Raw genomic sequence first — 16298 nt, forward strand, 5'->3', positions numbered from 1 at the left:
GCCCATTCCGGCGTTGCCGGAATTTCCTCGACGACGATCAGGTCGGCAGCCGCGTGATCGAGCTCGCGCAGCGCGGCGTAGAGCGAGCGGGCGTAGCCGCGCGGATCAGCCGGCAGCCTGACCAGGGCATGTGGCGCGGCGGCGTCGGGCACTTGGTGGTGACAGAGGACGGCGCAGCGACGGTCGGTAGCGCGCAGGATGTCGATGGCTTCGGCAAGACGCGCCGACGCTACCAGGCGCATCGGTGTGGTCGGCGCATAGTGCGCTTCGAGCGCGCCTGATACGCGCGGTTTGCCTTCGCTCGCCTGCTCTGTGACGAGCTCGGGCAAGACCCCGATAACCATGGCGATCTGCTCGGGGGTGACTCGCCCCGGGCGCAGCAGGCGCGGTCGCAGAGCGTCGTCGCGCGTCAGATCGAGAATCGTCGACTCGATACCGACCTGACAACGGCCGCCGTCGAGGATCAGCGGCACGGCATCGCCCAGCTCCTCACGCACGTGCGCAGCGTCGGTCGGGCTGATTCGGCCAAAGCGGTTGGCCGACGGTGCTGCCAGGCCGCACATGCCGTCAACGCCACCGCCGGCCTGCGCGTAGGCGCGCAGCAGGTCCAGCGCCAGCGGATGCGCCGGTACGCGTAAGCCGACGGTTTCCTGGCCGCCGGTGACGGCGGTCGGTACAGCCGGGGCACGCTTGAGGATCAGGGTCAGCGGGCCCGGCCAGAAGGCCTCGGCCAGCTCCCAGGCGCGCGCCGGAATGCCGCGTGCCCAACGGTCGAGGTGGCCGGCACCCGGCAGATGAACAATCAGCGGGTGGTCGGCAGGCCGTCCCTTGGCGGCAAAAATCTTGCCGACTGCCAGCCGGTTGGCGGCGTCCGCACCCAGGCCATAGACTGTCTCGGTCGGGAAGGCGACCAGTTCGCCGGCCTGCAGCAGGGCCACGGCGCGATCGATCTCCAACTGTTCAGGGAGCATCGAGGATCCCGATCGCGGCACGCGCTGCCATCGCCAGCTCGCGGGCTTTTCCCGGATCGGCGTCGAGCACGGTGAAGTGTCCCATCTTGCGGCCGTGCCTGGCGTGGTGCTTGCCATAGAGATGCAGCTTGAGGCCGGGGACGGCGTGCAGCTGTGCCCAGTCCGGCTCACGGTAGCGATTGCCGGCAGGCCCGCTTTCGTACCAGATGTCGCCGAGCAGGTTGACCATCGCCGCTGCCGAATGCGCTCGCGTGTCGCCCAGCGGCAAGCCGCATAGAGTGCGTACCTGCTGCTCGAACTGGCTGGTCAGGCAGGCGTCGAGCGTGTAGTGGCCGCTATTGTGTGGGCGTGGGGCCATTTCGTTGACCACCAGTTCGCCTCTGACGACGAAAAACTCGACCGCCAGGGTGCCGATGTAGCCGAGACGCTCGGCGATCCGCCCGGCCAGCTCGGCTGCGCGGGAGCTTAGCGCGTCGGAGGCACGGGCCGGGACCAGGGAGACGTCAAGGATGCCCGCGCGGTGGCTATTCTCGGCGGTCGGAAAGCTCTTGCTCAGGCCGTGCTCGTCACGGGCCAGGACCACCGACACCTCGCAGGCGAGTTGGAGTTTCTCTTCGAGGACGCAGGTTTCGCCCTTGAAGTGCTGGAAAGCGGCAATCGCTTCTTCAGCGCTGCCGACGACCGCTTGTCCTTTGCCGTCGTAGCCGAACCGGGCGACTTTCAGAATTCCCGGAAACAGGTCGGCGGAGGCTTCGCGCAGGTCCTGTTCCTGGTGCACGGCGACGAAGTTGGCAACGGGCAGGCCGTGTTGGCGCAGGAAGTTCTTCTCGGCGATGCGGTTCTGGCAGATGCTGACCGCTGCCGCCGACGGGCGCACGACAACGAACTTGGCCAGATAGTCGAGCGTGCCGGCTGGAACGTTCTCGAACTCGGTGCTGATCGCCGCACAGCCCTGCGCCAGTTCGTCGAGCGCCGCATAATCCTCGTAGCCGGCGACCAGGTGACGGTCGGCGATCAGCCCGGCGGGACTGTGCGGATCGGGGTCGAGAACCCAGACGCGATAGCCGAGTTCGTGCGCGGCGGCGACGAAGAAGCGGCCGAGCTGGCCGCCACCGAGCATGCCGAGAGTCGAAGGGGGAAGGATCATTGTGGTGACCGGCGAAATGCTGGCATGGTGGTCAGGGACGCCGGCAGTGCGAGCGGAGAGGCATTGTTTTAGGCAAGGCTGTCGCTCACACCTCGGGCAGCTTCATTGCTCGTACCTTGTCCGCTTGCGCCTGCCGGAACTGGCCGAGGCGCTCGGCCAGCGCGGCATCGCCGGTGGCCAGCATGGCGACGGCGAACAACGCGGCGTTGGCGGCGCCGGCCTCACCGATGGCGAAGGTGGCAACCGGTATGCCTTTCGGCATCTGGACGATCGACAGTAGTGAATCCTGACCCGACAGTGCCTTCGACTGCACCGGCACGCCGAGCACCGGTACGATGGTCTTGGCGGCCAGCATTCCGGGCAAATGTGCGGCGCCGCCGGCGCCGGCGATGATTGCCTTGAGTCCGCGCCGAGCGGCAGTCTCCGCGTACTCGAACAGCAGATCCGGGGTGCGGTGTGCCGAAACCACGCGTGCCTCGAAGGGCACACCGAACTCCTTGAGCATCACCGCCGCGGCCTGCATCGTCGGCCAGTCGGAATCGGAACCCATGACGACGCCGACCAGCGGTTCGGAGTGTGGCATCAGGCCACCTCTCTTTCCGCGGCTTCCAGCGTATTGGCCAGCAACATGGTGATGGTCATCGGCCCGACGCCGCCCGGCACCGGCGTGATCGCCGAGGCGACTTCGCTGACCGGGCCGAAATCGACGTCGCCGCAGAGTTTGCCGTCCGGCAGGCGGTTGATCCCGACGTCGATGACCACCGCGCCTGGTTTGACCATCTCGGCGGTGACGAAGCGTGCACGGCCGAGCGCGGCGACCAGGATGTCGGCGCGCCGGGTGTGGAACAGCAGATCGCGGGTTTGCGAGTGGCAGATGGTGACCGTTGCGCTGGCCTGCATCAGCAGCATGGCCATCGGTTTGCCGACGATGTTCGAGCGCCCGAGGACGACCGCCTCCTTGCCTTTGAGATCGACGCCGGCGTCGGCGAAGAACTTCATCACGCCGTAGGGCGTACAGGGGATGAAACGCGGGTGACCCTGCATCAGCGCGCCGACGTTTTCGGCGTGAAAGCCGTCGACGTCCTTCTGCGGGGCAATCGCCTTGAGTACTTCGTCGCTGTCGAAGTGCTTCGGCAGGGGCAACTGGACGAGTATGCCGTGGATTTTCGGGTCGGCGTTGAGCTCGGCGATCTTTTCGAGCACCACCCGCGGCTCGACATCGGGCGCGTAGAGGATTTTTTCCGAGTGGAAGCCGGCCTGCGCGCAGGCGTTTACCTTGTTGCGTACGTAGACCTGCGAAGCGGCGTCTTCGCCGACCAGTATCACTGCCAGCCCGGGGCGCGTGCCACGCGCGGCAAGGGCTTCTGCCCGGGTCTTGAAGTCGGCGCGCAGCTTTTGTGCCAGCACGTTGCCGTCGAGGATTTTTGCCGTCATCTTGAGTGTTCCTGGATTGGCGGGAGGAGAAAATTGAAAAAGCGTGGAAAAGGCGTGGAAAGCTGGGGAAAAAGGCCTACTCCCGGAGTTGCCCGCGGGGCCTCTGCGTGCTGTTCGGGGAAGGAGCGGAATTCTATCGCAAATCAGGCAGCGCCGGCTTCCGCTTCGGTCTTCGCCGCCCGCTCGGCGGCTGCTCGACCGGCGGCGAAGGCCAGCCGGTTGAGCTCGATCAGTTCGGCTTTCTTGCTCGCAAAACGAGCAAGGACGCAGCGTTCGAGGACTTCGGCCGGGAACGACAGGTGGTCCGAGATCGCACCGAGCATCACCGTGTTGCCGAGGCGGATGTCACCGAGTTCCTGGGCAATGGTCGAAGCGTCGAAGGAGTAGACCCGCGTTCCGGCGGCGCGCATGGCGGCCACCGGGTTCTCGGGGTAATCATAGAGGCCGAGTTCCACCACCGGGGGTACCAGACGACCGGTGTTCATCAGCACCAGTCCATTGGCGCGCAGCATATGGCGCCAGCGCATCGCCTCGGCGGCTTCGAAGCCGAGCAGCACATCGGCCGAGCCGGGATCGATCTGCGGCGACAGCACTTTGCGGCCAAAGCGCAGGTGCGAGGAGACGACGCCACCGCGTTGCGCCATGCCGGCGACTTCGGTCTTCTTGACGTCATGGCCCAGCGCGATCGCCGCCTCGGCGAGGATCTCGGTGGCGGTCATCACGCCCTGGCCGCCGGTGCCGACGACGAGAATGTTGGTGGTGTCGTACTTGCCTGTTTGGGACATCTGGTCGGAACCTTTCAAAGTGTCGGTGCGGTGCGGTGCGGTGCGGCCGCTGCTGATGCCGGAGATCGCCGCGCGGTTCGGCGGCGCGACATCGATCCGCACCGCTGGACAGCCAGCCCGCGCTAGGATGGCCGCACCGGTTCGGCGCTCTTCCTCACCACCTTGATCGGTATCGCCAGGGTGTCGACGTGCACAATCGCGTCCGGCGCACAGGGTTTCAGGCACAGGCCGCAGCCGGTGCAGGCGGCGCTCTCGATGCGCACGAAAGCGAGGTCGACTTCGCGGCCGCTCGCTTTCTTGACCCGGTCACGGCGGGTGACGTGGATTGCCGGGCAGCCGACGTCGACGCAGTTGCCGCAGCCGGTGCATTTGTCGTCGGCCACCATGTAGGGTTTGCGCGGCTGGTAGTCCTTGATCAGCACGCAGGGCTGGCTGGTGATGATCACCGACGGCTCGGGGATCTTGGTCTCGTCGCGCAGCGTCCGCAACAGCACCGGCAGCTCGTAGGCGTCGAGCACGTGCACCCGCTCTTCGCGTACGCCGAGCGCCTTCACCAGGGTGGCGAAGTTGACCCGCGGCGCTTCGTTGCCGTGGATGTCGCGGCCGTTGCCGGGGTTGTCCTGGCCGCCGGTCATGCCGACGGCGCGGTTGTCGAGCAGCAATACGGTGACGTTGCCGCGGTTGTAAACGATGTCCAGCAAGCCCTGCATGCCCATGTGCAGGAAAGTGGAATCACCGATCACGGCGACGATCTTCTGGTTCTGCTCGGCCGGACTGCGACCCTTGTCGAGGCCCAGGGCCATGCCCATCGAGGCGCCCATCGAGATGCACGCGTCGAGCGCGTTCCACGGCTGGCCGAAGCCGAGCGTATAGCAGCCGATGTCACCGGAGATGGTGACGTTGCGCAACTGCGAGAGGGTGTAATAGACGCCCAGGTGCGGGCAGGCGACACACATCGTCGGCGGCCGCGGGAAGACCTGCATCGGCGTCGCCCTGGCGGTTTCGGGAAGCGGCTCGCCGAGCAGGCGGGCGATCGCCGGCTTGAGCACCTGCGGCGACAACTCGCCGGACTGCGGCAGGATGTCCTTGCCGGCGAGCGTCATCCCCTGCGCTTTGAGTTCGGTCTCGATCAGCGGCTCGACCTCTTCGACGACCACCAGTTGGTCGCACTGTTCGGCGAACTTGCGCAGGCCGTCGAAGGGCAGCGGGAAAGACAGGCCGAGCTTGTACACCGGGGCATCGGGGAAACTCTCGCGGACATGCATGTACGCCGGGCCGGAGGTGATAAATCCGACACGCCGGTCACTACCGGGCTCGACCACGTTGAGTGGAGAAACTTCCGCTTCGGCGCGCAGCCTGCGCTCGCGGTCGAACATCAGCGGCAGACGGCGGCCCGCGGCGCTCGGCACCATTACCCAGCGGCCAACATCCTTGTGGAAGCCGTTGACCGGGCGTTCGCTACGTTCGCCAATGGCGACCAGCCCCTTGACGTGACAGATGCGGGTCGTCAGACGCAGGATCACCGGCGTTTCGAAGCGCTCCGAAAGTTCGAAAGCCGCCAGCGTGAAATCGTGCGCCTCCTGCGAGTCGGCCGGTTCGAGAATCGGCAGATGCGCGAAACGGCCCCAGAAGCGTGAATCCTGTTCATTCTGCGACGATGACAGGCCGACGTCGTCGGCAATGGCGATCACCAGGCCGGCGGCGACACCGGTCAGGGTCATGGTCATCAAGGCGTCCGAGGCGACGTTCATGCCCACATGCTTCATCGCGCAGAAGCTGCGCGAACCCGCCATGGCGGCGCCGAAAGCCACTTCGAGCGAGACTTTCTCGTTGACCGACCATTCGGCGTAGATGTCCGGATAGGTGGCAACGCACTCGAGCATCTCGGTCGCCGGCGTTCCCGGATAGGCAGCGGCGACACGCACGCCGGCCTCCCACACCGCTTGTGCCACCGCTTCGTTACCGGACATCAGCAGCCGGTTTGGGGCCGCTACGGGGCGGTCGGACATCGCTGCTTCTGCGCTCATCGGGTCTCCTCGAACGGGAAAAAATCCCAAGAAAAACATGGAAATTAGCCGCTGAAGAACATTCTAACGTTGATCCAGATCAACTTCCTGGGCGCGCGGTGGTCAATAGAGCGTGGTCGTGCAGTCGCCGACGATCATTGGACAGCCGCAAATTGCACGATACAAAAAGCTGTTTTACAATGCGGCAAGAAAATCGATTGCTGCGTTGCGGTACCGCGACGCCAGGCAACGTATTACCCTCGTTGCTGCCGTCCACTTTGGCGCGCAGCACCACTTTTCACTTCACGATTCTGCAGACCAGGAGACAAGTTCATGGCAGCTCTGCCCGAAAACGCGTTGTCGGCCGCCATCACCGATGCCGACCCGCAAGAGACCCAGGAATGGCAAGACGCGCTGAGCGGCGTGATCGACCGGGAGGGTGCCGAGCGTGCCCACTACCTGATCGATGGCCTGATTTCGCAGGCGCGCCAGGAGGGAATCGACATCCCCTACAGCGCCACGACCGAGTACGTCAACACCATCCCGGTCGATCAGCAGCCCAAGTATCCCGGCAATGCCGATCTGGAAATCAAGATCCACAACTACATCCGCTGGAACTCGATGGCCATGGTTGTGCGGGCCAACCGGGACAGCAATGTCGGCGGGCACATTGCTTCGTTCGCCTCGGCAGCGGCGCTCTACGATGTCGGCTTTTCGTGGTTCTGGCACGCGCCTTCCGAGCAACACGGCGGCGACCTGATCTTTTTCCAGGGGCACTCGGTGCCGGGCGTGTACGCCCGTGCGCACCTGCTCGGGCGCCTGACCGACGCGCAAATGGACTGTTTCCGGCAGGAGGTCGATGGCAAGGGCGTCTCGTCCTACCCGCACCCCTGGCTGATGCCCGATTTCTGGCAGTTCCCGACCGTCTCGATGGGCCTCGGTCCGATCCAGGCGATCTACCAGGCGCGCTTCATGAAATACCTCGACAGCCGCGGCTTCATCGAAGCCGGTGACCGCAAGGTCTGGGCTTTCCTTGGCGACGGTGAGACTGACGAGGTCGAATCGCTCGGCGCTATCGGCATGGCTGCGCGCGAGAAGCTCGACAACCTGATCTTTGTCATCAACTGCAACCTGCAGCGCCTCGACGGGCCGGTACGCGGCAACGGCAAGATCATTCAGGAACTCGAAGGCACCTTCCGCGGCGCCGGCTGGAACGTCATCAAGCTGGTCTGGGGAACGCAATGGGATACGCTCCTGCTGCGCGACAAGAGTGGCATCCTCAAGCAGCGCATGATGGACTGCGTCGACGGCGAGTACCAGACCTTCAAGGCCAAGGACGGCGCCTACGTCCGCGAGTACTTCTTCAACACCCCGGAGCTCAAGGAACTGGTCTCTGACTGGACCGACGAGCAGGTCTGGGCGCTGAACCGCGGCGGTCACGACATCTTCAAGATCTTCAGCGCCTACAAGGCGGCTGTCGAGCACCAGGGTCAGCCGACGCTGATTCTGGCCAAGACGATCAAGGGCTTTGGCATGGGCCAGGCCGGCGAGGCGATGAACATTTCGCACCAGCAGAAGAAGCTCGACTACGAGGCGATCAAACGCTTCCGCGATCGCTTCAACCTGCCGGTCGCCGACGACCAGCTCAAGGAACTGCCCTACCTGAAGTTCGAGGAAGGCTCGCCCGAGCTGACCTATATGCGCCAGCGGCGGATGGATCTCGGTGGCTACCTGCCGCAGCGCCGGCGCACCGCGGCGCCACTGGAAATCCCTGCGCTTGCGGCATTCGAGGCACTGCTCAAGGCATCGGGCGAGGGACGTGAGGTGTCCACCACCATGTCCATCGTCCGCTTCCTGAATATCCTGCTCAAGGACAAGAAGATCGGCCGCCACGTGGTCCCGATCGTCCCCGACGAATCACGCACCTTCGGCATGGAAGGTCTCTTCCGCCAGATCGGCATCTGGAACCAGCAGGGCCAGAAGTACGTCCCTGAAGACCACGACCAGCTGATGTTCTACAAGGAGTCGATCGACGGCCAGGTGCTGCAGGAAGGGATCAACGAAGCTGGCGCGATGAGCGACTGGATCGCCGCGGCGACCGCGTACTCGGTGCATGGCGTGCAGATGATTCCCTTCTACATCTGCTATTCGATGTTCGGCTTCCAGCGCACCATGGACCTTTGCTGGGCAGCCGGCGACCAGCGTGCCCGTGGCTTCCTGATCGGCGGCACCGCCGGCCGGACGACGCTGAACGGCGAAGGCCTGCAGCACGAAGACGGCCATTCGCTGGTCCTCTCCGGGCTGATTCCGAACTGCATCAGCTATGACCCGACCTTCTCCTTCGAAGTGGCGGTGGTCATGCGTGAAGGCATGCGCCGGATGTACGAGGAGCAGGAGGATGTCTTCTACTACATCACCGTGATGAACGAGAACTACGAACATCCGGAAATGCCGGCAGGCGCCGAGGCGGACATCCTCAAGGGCATGTACCTGCTGCGTCGCGGTCCGTCTTCGGAGAAGAAAAAGGCAACGCCACGCGTGCAGCTGCTGGGGTCGGGGACGATCTTCCGCGAAGTGATCGCTGCCGCCGAGCTGCTCAAGAACGACTGGGGCGTCGATGCCGACCTCTGGGGTTGCCCGAGTTTCGGCGAGTTGGCGCGTGAGGGCAACGACGCGCAGCGCTGGAACATGCTCAACTCGACCGAAACGTCGCGCCTGTCGCACGTCGAAAAGTGCCTGGGCGAAACCAGCGGCCCGGTCATCGCCGCCACCGACTACGTGCGAATGTTCGCCGAGCAGATTCGCCCCTTCATCAACCGTCGCTATGTGACCCTGGGTACCGACGGCTTCGGTCGTTCGGACACGCGCGAAAAGCTGCGCCACTTCTTCGAAGTCGATCGCCGCTGGGTCACTGTCGCTGCCCTGAAAGCCCTTGCCGACGAGGGAACGATCGAGCGGGAAACGGTCGCCACGGCGATTGCCAGGTACGGCATAGACGTGAACAAACCCAACCCGATGACGGTTTAAGGGAGCCCTCTGATGAGTCAACTAATCGAAGTAAAAGTCCCTGATATCGGTGATTACACCGACGTGCCGGTGATCGACGTCTGTGTCAAGGTGGGCGATGTCGTCAAGCTTGACGACGCCCTGGTCACTCTGGAATCCGACAAGGCGACGATGGATGTGCCCTCATCGTCGGCTGGCGTGGTCAAGGAAGTCCGCGTCAAGCTCGGTGACAAGATTTCGCAAGGCGCGGTGGTGGTGGTTCTCGAAGCTGCCGCCGAAGGCGCCGCCGCCCCGGTGGCCGCCTCTGCGAGCACCCCTGCCGCTGCGCCAGTCGCGGCCCCGGCTCCGGCAGCCGCTGCTCCTGGCGGCGCGACGGTCGAGGTCGCCGTGCCCGATATCGGCGACTACAGCGATGTGCCGGTGATCGATATCTGCGTCAAAGTGGGCGACACGGTCAAAGTCGACGACGCGCTGGTGACACTGGAATCCGACAAGGCGACGATGGACGTACCGTCATCGGCGGCCGGCGTGGTCAAGGAGATCAAGGTCAAGCTTGGCGACAAAATTTCTGCAGGCGCGGTGGTGGTTATTCTCGACGCCGCCGGTGGCGCTTCGACCGCTGCCGTTGCCGCCGCCCCGGCGAGTGCTCCCGCAAGTGCCCCGGCTGCGGCCCCTGCCGCCAGCGCGCCGTCAGCCGCCGCCGCTCCGCCGGCTGCTGCTCTGGCTCTCGGTGGCAGGACGCACGCCAGCCCCACGGTGCGCCTGCTGGCCCGTGAACTCGGCGTCGACCTCGCCAAGGTCACGCCGAGCGGCCCCAAATCGCGCATCCTCAAGGAGGACGTCAGCGCCTATGTCAAGGGTGCCTTGAGCGCCGGGCCGGCAGCCGCGGCTGCCGCCGGTGCCTCGCTGGGCGGTGGTCTCGACCTGCTGCCCTGGCCGAAGGTCAACTTCACCAAGTTCGGCGCCGTCGAAGTCAAGCCCTTGTCGCGGATCGCGAAGATCTCGGCGCAGAACCTGGCGCGCAACTGGGTGATGATCCCGGCGGTGACCTATCACGAAGACGCCGACATCACCGACCTCGAAGCTTTCCGCGTGGCGATGAACAAGGAGAACGAGAAGTCGGGCACCAAGATCACCATGCTCGCCTTCCTGATCAAGGCCTGCGTCATGGCGCTGAAGAAATTCCCCGCGTTCAACAGCTCGCTCGACGTTCAGGATGGCGAAATGAGCCTGGTCATGAAGCAGTATTTCAATATTGCTTTCGCCGCCGACACGCCGAATGGTCTGGTGGTGCCGGTGGTCAAGAACGCCGACCAGAAATCGGTGACCCAGATCGTCGTCGAGAGCGGTGAGCTGGCCCGGAAGGCGCGTGACGGCAAGCTCGGCCCGGCCGAAATGTCGGGTGCCTGCTTCACCATTTCCAGCCTTGGTGGCATTGGCGGCACTTACTTCTCACCGATCGTCAATGCCCCGGAAGTGGCCATCCTGGGAGTCAACAAGTCGGTGATGAAGCCGGTCTGGAACGGCAGCCAGTTCGAGCCGCGCCTGATCCTGCCGCTGTCGTTGACTGCCGACCACCGCGTCATCGACGGCGCGCTGGCTACCCGTTTCAACGTTTACCTAGCCCAGTTGCTCGCCGACATGCGACGCGTGCTGCTTTGATCGGGAGAAGACCATGAGCCAGATCATCGAAGCAAAAGTGCCCGACATTGGCGACTATCACGACGTACCGGTCATTGACGTCTGCGTTGCGGTTGGCGATACAGTCAAGATCGACGACGCGCTGGTTACCCTCGAATCCGACAAGGCGACGATGGACGTGCCGAGCAGCGTTGCCGGCGTGGTCAAGGAGGTGAAAGTCAAGCTCGGTGACAAGATCTCCGAAGGCGCGGTGGTGGTGCTGATCGAAGCCAGCGACGCAAGCCAGGCGGCACCGGCAGCGGCGGCGACTGCCGCGGCGCCGGTGGCTAGTGCCGTTCCCGCTCCACAGGCGGCGGCAGCGATCAGCGGCAGTGCCGACGTCGAGTGCGAGATGCTGGTCCTCGGTGCTGGCCCCGGCGGCTATTCGGCCGCTTTCCGCAGCGCTGACCTGGGCATGAAGACGGTTCTCGTCGAGCGCTACGCCACGCTCGGCGGCGTCTGTCTGAACGTCGGCTGCATTCCCTCGAAGGCCCTGTTGCACATCTCGGGGGTGATGGAGGAGGCGCAGCACATGGCCGATTGCGGGGTCAGTTTCGCCGCCCCCAGCATCGACCTCGACAAGCTGCGGGCACACAAGGACAAGGTCGTCGGCAAGCTGACCGGTGGCCTCGCCGGCATGGCCAAGGGCCGCAAGGTCGAAGTCTTGCACGGTGTCGGCCAGTTTCTCGATTCAAACCACGTCGAAGTGACGCTCGCGAGTGGCGGGAAGAAGGTGGTCCGTTTCCAGAAAGCGATCATCGCCGCCGGTTCGCAAGCCGTCGCGCTGCCGTTCATGCCCAATGACGATCCACGCGTCGTCGATTCGACCGGCGCCCTCGAGCTGCGGCAGATCCCGAATAGAATGCTGGTCATCGGCGGCGGCATCATCGGCCTCGAAATGGCCAGCGTCTACTCGGCGCTTGGCTCGCGCATCACCGTTGTCGAGCTCGGGCCGGTGCTGATGCCCGGTGCTGACCGTGACCTGGTCAAGGTCTGGGAGAAGAAGAACGCACACCGTTTTGATCGTATCCTGCTCAACACTGGCGTCGTCGCGTCCACCGCCAGTGCCGCTGGCATCGAGGTCACCTACAGCAACGACGAGAAGGAAAGTTTCGATCTGGTGCTGGTCGCCGTTGGCCGCACGCCCAACGGTCGCAAGCTGGCGGCCGAGAATGCAGGCGTCGCAGTCAGCGACCGCGGTTTCATTGCGGTCGATACGCAACAGCGCACCAACGTGCCGCACATCTTCGCCGTCGGCGACATCGTCGGGCAGCCGATGCTGGCGCACAAGGGCGTGCACGAGGCGCACGTTGCCGCTGAAGCAGCGAACGGCAGCAAGCGCTGTTTCGACGCCCTGCAGATTCCCTCGGTGGCCTATACCGACCCGGAAATCGCCTGGGCCGGCAAGACCGAGGAGCAGTGCCGCGCCGAAGGGATCAAGTTCGGCAAGAGCGTCTTCCCCTGGGCAGCGTCGGGTCGTGCCCTGGCCAACGGTCGGGAGGAGGGTTTCACCAAGCTGATCTTCGACGAAGAAACGCACCGCATCATCGGCGGCAGCATCGTCGGCACCGAAGCCGGCGACCTGATCGGTGAAATCTGCCTGGCGATCGAGATGGGCTGCGACGCTACCGACATCGGCCACACCATCCACCCGCACCCGACCCTGGGTGAGTCGGTCGGCATGGCCGCCGAAGTGTACGAAGGGGTGTGCACCGATCTGCCAGCGATGAAGAAGAAGTAGGCAGGTCTGTCGCTGGCCGCCAGTAACGCTGCTGTCCCTGGCGGGGGGCAGCAGCGAGCGATGCACTGGGCATCGGCTCAGGGCGGCGTCGGCTTGACCGGGGGCGCGTCGCCAATGATTCGCAGGAGGAGCAAGTTCATGCCGTCAGCCAAAGCTGTGGAGGCGAGCCGGGTCGATCTGATCGTCGGCGGGCTCGAATACCTGGCGCAGGGTTTCAGCATCTTCGACCAGGAGCTTCGCTTGGTGGCCTGGAACCGGCAGTTTCTCGAACTGCTCGGCTTTCCCGAAACTCTGGGGACGATCGGCCGGCCGCTGGCCGATTTTTTTCGCTTCAACGCCGAGCGCGGCGACTACGGTGCCGGCAACATCGAAGAGCAGGTCAGCGAGCGCACCGCTCTGGCGAGCAAAGCCGAGCCCCATTGTTTCGAGCGCGTGCGACCCAATGGCATGGTGCTGGAAGTCCGCGGCACACCCTTGCCGGGGGGTGGTTTTGTCACCACCTATAGCGATGTCACCGAGCGCAAGACCTGGGAAGACAGCCTGCAAGCGGCCAAACAGAAAGCCGAAGAGGCAAACCAGGCGAAGTCGGCTTTCCTCAACATGGTGACGCACGACCTGCGCACGCCACTGACCTCGATCCGCTCGTTTGCCGAGATTCTCGGCGACAACCCTGACATCGATGCCGAGCAACGCCAGGAGTTTCTCGGCATCATCAACACCGAGTGCCTGCGTCTGGTGCGCATGATCAACGATCTGCTCGATTTCGCCAAGATCGAGGCCGGGCGCATGGATTGGTCCATCGCCGAGCTCGATGCGGGCGAATTGGTGAAGTCGGCGGTTACTTCGCTCACGCCAGTGTTCGCCGAGAAGCGCATCGTGCTCGAACTGGCGCTGCCGCCGCAGGCGCCGAAGATCAAAGGTGATCGCGATCGCCTGACCCAGGTGATCATCAATCTGCTGTCGAACGCCTGCAAATTCGCACCGGAAAGCACCGGTCGGGTTCGCGTCAGCCTTGACGGTGGGCCGACCGAAGCAAGGATCTCGGTCGCCGATAACGGTCCGGGTATCGCGACCGAGCAACAGCAGCAGGTGTTCGAGGAATTTCGCCAGGTGCTCGGCGCCAACGGCACCCGCCCACCAGGTACCGGGCTCGGGCTGGCGATTTGCCGACGCATCGTCGACCATCTCGGCGGCCGCATTTGGGTGACCAGCACGCCGCCTGACGGTGCGACCTTCAGTTTCACCATCCCGAACAGCCCCTGAGTGATTCCCACGCGCTCGCCTGCCAAAGTCGACCCTCCGCGCGGCTGGTGCTCGGCCGGCGGCTCGGCCCGATTGCAAACGCCACATTGACGACAGTCAAGACACGGGGCACCTTCTTGGCATAGACTCGCGCCTGCAATGACCAATCCTCGAACCCCATGACTGCTCCCCCGGCCGAGCTTTCCGCGCTGCGCCCGACGGTGCACGTTGTGCCTCTGTCCGCGCCGCTGCAATGGCTGCTCCTGGGTTGGCGCGATCTGCTGCGCTGCGGCTACCTGAGCCTGGCGCACGGGGTGCTGCTCGCGGCGTTCGGCCTGACGCTGCTGGTCACGGCTCGCCAGCACTTCTGGCTGTTGGCCGGCGCCTTCTCGGGCTTCCTGTTGGTGGCACCGGTACTGGCGACCAGTCTGTACTCGATGAGTCGTGCCATCGAGCACGGGGGCAGCGTAGGCTGGCAGCTGCTGCGCGACACCTGGCTGAGCTGGCAGCAATCGCGTTTCATGGAAGCGGGTGGTTATTGGTGTCTGGTGCGCTTCGGCGTCCTGTTGGCATTGGCCGGCACGGGATGGGTTCTGACTTCGGCGGCCCTGATCACCCTGCTGGCAGCGGCGCCGGTCAATACGCCGGTGGACTTTCTGCGTCATGTCGTGCTGGCCGACAACAGCTCCCTGTTCGAGGCCTGGCTGGCCATGGGCGGTGTGTTGGCAGCGCCGATCTTCGCCTCCAGTGTGGTCGCCATGCCCCTGCTGCTCGATCGGCGCATCAACCTGCTGGTGGCGGTACTCACCAGCTGGCGGGTAGTGCTTGCCAATCCGGGCACCATGGCTCTCTGGGCGACACTGATCATGCTGCTGGTACTGATCGGTTTTGCCACCGGATTGCTGGGTCTGATCGTCTTGATACCCCTGTTGGGCCACGCCAGCTGGCACGCGTACCGCGCTCTGGTCGATGCGAGTGCCTTTCCGGAACGTCCGCGGGGTCGGTGAGCGAATCCATGTTCGGCTTTTCCGAAGAACAGATTGCTGGGTTTGGCCTCTCCTTCGGGATTGGCGCGTTCATGCTCTACATGTTGTTCATCGTTGGACAGCTGGCCTGGGAATCGAAGGCCGGCAAACTGGGTACTTTCGTGATCTTCCTGGGCCTGGCCTTCGGCATGGTCGGCTTCGTCGCCAAGTACCTGATTCAGTGGGCGCTCGACATCCATTAAGATAAGAACGGAGCGGCAATGCCGCAATCAACCCATCGGAGAGGCAGCATGAAACTGTATACCTACGACCGCGCGCCAAATCCCCGTCGCCTGGCCATGTTCATGCAGTACAAGGGCATAGCGATCGAAACGCAGCAGGTGGACCTGATGAAAGCCGAGCAGCTCGGCGAGCAGTTCCGGGCGATCAATCCGGCGCAAACGGTGCCGGCCCTGCTGCTGGACGACGGCACCTTGCTTTCCGAGGTGATCGGTATCTGCACCTACCTGGAGGAACTCCACCCGGATAGACCGCTGCTCGGGACCACCGCGCTGGAGAAAGCCCAGGTCATCAGCTGGGATCATCGCCTGTTCACCGGCATGGTCATACCCCTCGCCGACATGCTGCGCAACAGCGCCGAGGCCTTCCGCAACCGCGCACTGCCTGGCCCCTACGATTTTGCACAGCTCCCTGAACTGGTCGAGCGCGGGCGCCTGCAGCTGCATTGCATCCTGCCGGAACTGGACGCTCAGCTGGCGGGCCAGGCGTGGCTGGCCGGCGATGGTTTCACCTTCGCCGATATCGACCTGCTGGTGGCCGTCGATTTCATGGCCTGGGTGAAGGAGTCGGTGCCCGCGGAGTGCACCCATCTCAAGGCCTGGTACGAACGGGCAAAAGCCGAGCTGGCCTGAGACCTTCCTTTGGCGGCCCCCGTTTGTACCCGGCCGGGCCGGAACCGGTAATATCAGGCAGTCTGGGCAACCCGGGTAGGCTCCGTGGGCAGGGTGGCGTGTTTCCGCCGCCGCTTTTCAGGCTGGCGAATTCGGTCGTTTTTCGCACCTTCCACGCAAATCATCGACGAGTGCACCACGCAGCGGTCGACCGGCCGCCGAGTTGACCGGAAAGTGTGGGGAGTTCTTGCTGGCCCCACCAACCACTGAGTGTTGCTATCCTGCACAGCAAGGAGGAGCGCAGAGATGCAAGGTATCTTCATCAGTTACCGTCGGCAGGACAGCCAGAGTGCCGCTGGGCGTCTGGCCGATCATCTCCGGGAGAACATGCACGGCGTCCCCATTTTTAG

General features: G+C 64.3%; 13 protein-coding genes. 7 read left to right on the forward strand and 6 right to left on the reverse strand.

Translation table 11 applies throughout. The annotated features are described in order from the left end of the window. The 6 genes from RUW20_RS04230 to RUW20_RS04255 form a co-directional block, all read right to left on the reverse strand. Positions 1 to 971: L-threonylcarbamoyladenylate synthase (locus RUW20_RS04230; RefSeq protein WP_313950950.1), on the reverse strand; the 971-nt coding region annotated here is incomplete at its 3' end. After that, entirely contained in the window at positions 961 to 2118 is a 1158-nt protein-coding gene (locus tag RUW20_RS04235; RefSeq protein ID WP_313950951.1) for a 5-(carboxyamino)imidazole ribonucleotide synthase, read from the reverse strand. The genes RUW20_RS04230 and RUW20_RS04235, both read right to left, overlap by 11 nt. Positions 2119 to 2203: 85 nt before the next feature. Then, positions 2204 to 2701: a 5-(carboxyamino)imidazole ribonucleotide mutase gene (gene purE, locus RUW20_RS04240; RefSeq protein ID WP_313950952.1), complete on the reverse strand. Its 498-nt coding sequence runs from the start codon at positions 2699 to 2701 to the stop codon at positions 2204 to 2206. Further along, the gene (gene folD, locus RUW20_RS04245) at positions 2701 to 3552 is read right to left on the reverse strand and encodes a bifunctional methylenetetrahydrofolate dehydrogenase/methenyltetrahydrofolate cyclohydrolase FolD (RefSeq protein WP_313950953.1); all 852 of its coding nucleotides are present in this window, start codon (positions 3550 to 3552) and stop codon (positions 2701 to 2703) included. Before folD ends, purE begins: the two co-directional genes overlap by 1 nt. Before the next feature lie 143 nt (positions 3553 to 3695). Then, the gene (locus RUW20_RS04250; RefSeq protein ID WP_313950954.1) at positions 3696 to 4337 is read right to left on the reverse strand and encodes an indolepyruvate oxidoreductase subunit beta; all 642 of its coding nucleotides are present in this window, start codon (positions 4335 to 4337) and stop codon (positions 3696 to 3698) included. Between the two features lie 122 nt (positions 4338 to 4459). Then, positions 4460 to 6364, reverse strand: a complete 1905-nt coding sequence (locus RUW20_RS04255; RefSeq protein WP_313950955.1) for a thiamine pyrophosphate-dependent enzyme — start codon at positions 6362 to 6364, stop codon at positions 4460 to 4462. A 312-nt stretch (positions 6365 to 6676) separates the two neighbouring features. Between RUW20_RS04255 and aceE the strand changes: the two genes are divergently transcribed. From aceE to RUW20_RS04290, 7 genes are all read left to right on the forward strand, one after another. Continuing rightward, positions 6677 to 9370 (forward strand): pyruvate dehydrogenase (acetyl-transferring), homodimeric type, encoded by a 2694-nt coding sequence (gene aceE / locus RUW20_RS04260; protein ID WP_313950956.1) that lies wholly within the window; start codon positions 6677 to 6679, stop codon positions 9368 to 9370. A gap of 12 nt (positions 9371 to 9382) precedes the next feature. Next, positions 9383 to 11011 carry a dihydrolipoyllysine-residue acetyltransferase gene (gene aceF / locus RUW20_RS04265; RefSeq protein WP_313950957.1) on the forward strand — a complete coding sequence of 543 codons (1629 nt, stop codon included), beginning with the start codon at positions 9383 to 9385 and terminating at the stop codon, positions 11009 to 11011. A 13-nt stretch (positions 11012 to 11024) separates the two neighbouring features. After that, positions 11025 to 12770, forward strand: a complete 1746-nt coding sequence (gene lpdA / locus RUW20_RS04270; RefSeq protein ID WP_313950958.1) for a dihydrolipoyl dehydrogenase — start codon at positions 11025 to 11027, stop codon at positions 12768 to 12770. A gap of 138 nt (positions 12771 to 12908) precedes the next feature. Continuing rightward, positions 12909 to 14033, forward strand: a complete 1125-nt coding sequence (locus tag RUW20_RS04275; protein WP_313950959.1) for a PAS-domain containing protein — start codon at positions 12909 to 12911, stop codon at positions 14031 to 14033. Positions 14034 to 14191: 158 nt separating this feature from the next. Next, the gene (locus RUW20_RS04280) at positions 14192 to 15019 is read left to right on the forward strand and encodes a DUF2189 domain-containing protein (RefSeq protein WP_313950960.1); all 828 of its coding nucleotides are present in this window, start codon (positions 14192 to 14194) and stop codon (positions 15017 to 15019) included. Between the two features lie 8 nt (positions 15020 to 15027). Next, positions 15028 to 15240 (forward strand): DUF2788 domain-containing protein, encoded by a 213-nt coding sequence (locus RUW20_RS04285; RefSeq protein WP_313950961.1) that lies wholly within the window; start codon positions 15028 to 15030, stop codon positions 15238 to 15240. 48 nt (positions 15241 to 15288) lie between these two features. Continuing rightward, positions 15289 to 15909 (forward strand): glutathione S-transferase family protein, encoded by a 621-nt coding sequence (locus tag RUW20_RS04290; protein ID WP_313950962.1) that lies wholly within the window; start codon positions 15289 to 15291, stop codon positions 15907 to 15909. The last annotated feature ends 389 nt before the right edge of the window (positions 15910 to 16298 follow it).

This window comes from Accumulibacter sp., from assembly GCF_032229525.1.
Lineage (GTDB): Bacteria > Pseudomonadota > Gammaproteobacteria > Burkholderiales > Rhodocyclaceae > Accumulibacter.